General features: G+C 73.8%; 2 protein-coding genes. Both read right to left on the minus strand.

The genetic code is table 11. The features are described from left to right. Positions 1–283: hypothetical protein (locus H0488_RS23425; RefSeq protein WP_220794929.1), on the minus strand; the 283-nt coding region annotated here is incomplete at its 3' end. Continuing rightward, positions 280–858, minus strand: coding sequence for a cob(I)yrinic acid a,c-diamide adenosyltransferase (locus H0488_RS23430; protein WP_183101560.1), 579 nt, complete (start codon positions 856–858; stop codon positions 280–282). The genes H0488_RS23430 and H0488_RS23425, both read right to left, overlap by 4 nt. Positions 859–919 lie beyond the last annotated feature (61 nt).

Genomic DNA, 919 nt, shown 5'->3' on the forward strand with positions numbered 1-919 from the left:
CCGCCGCCTGGCGGACGTCCTCGGCGGTGCGCGGTGCCCGGGCGAGGTCGTCGGCCACGACGACCCGCGCCGCCAGCTCGCGCGCGCCGCGCGCCGGGACGAACCGCCGGGTGAGCGGCGGTGCCATGACCACCGGGCCGTCGGGCGCCCCCTTGTCCGGCCGGTCCCTCAGCTGGGTGCCGGTCGCGGCCGGGTCCGGCGGCGGCGCGGGTCGGTCCTCACCGCACGCTGCCGTGCCGGCCAGCACCACGCCGGCGAGGAGCGACGCGACGGCGCGTCTCACTTGCCGCGCTCACCGCCGGGCACCCAGAGCACGTCGCCGTTCTCCCGGTTGGCGTAGCGGGCGAGGATGAACACCAGGTCGGAGAGGCGGTTGAGGTAGGTGATCGCGAGCTTGTTCATGCTGTCGCCGTGGACGGAGTACGCCGCCCAGGCCGCGCGTTCGGCTCGTCGTACGACGGTGCGGGCGACATGCAGGTGCGCCGCGCCCGGGGTGCCGCCGTTGAGGATGAACGAGCGCAGGTTCGGGACCGCGGCGTTGTAGTGGTCGCACCACGCCTCGAGCCGGTCGACGTACTCCTGCTCGATGCGGAGCGGCGGGTACTCCGGGTCGGCGACCACGGGGGTGCAGAAGTCCGCCCCGACGTCGAAGAGGTCGTTCTGCACGTGGGTCAGCACCTTGACCACGTCGTCGTCCAGCTCTCCGGTGGCGATGGCGACGCCCAGGTGGGCGTTGGCCTCGTCGACCTCGGCGTAGGCCGCCAGCCGAGGGTCGGTCTTCGAGGTCACGCTCATGTCGCCGAGTCGGGTCTCGCCGGCATCGCCGGTGCGCGTGTAGATGCGGGTGAGGTTGACCATGACCCGAGCCTACGGCCGCCCGACCGGTCGCGCGGCGTCGCCTACGCCCCGATCGACCACC

The sequence above is a fragment of the Nocardioides pelophilus genome (genome assembly GCF_014180685.1).
Classification (GTDB): Bacteria; Actinomycetota; Actinomycetes; order Propionibacteriales; family Nocardioidaceae; genus Nocardioides; species Nocardioides pelophilus.

What these genes read in the sequence shown, in the direction of transcription:
- H0488_RS23430 (WP_183101560.1), bottom strand. Translation starts at nt 858, where the DNA reads ATGGTCAACCTCACCCGCATCTACACGCGCACCGGCGATGCCGGCGAG.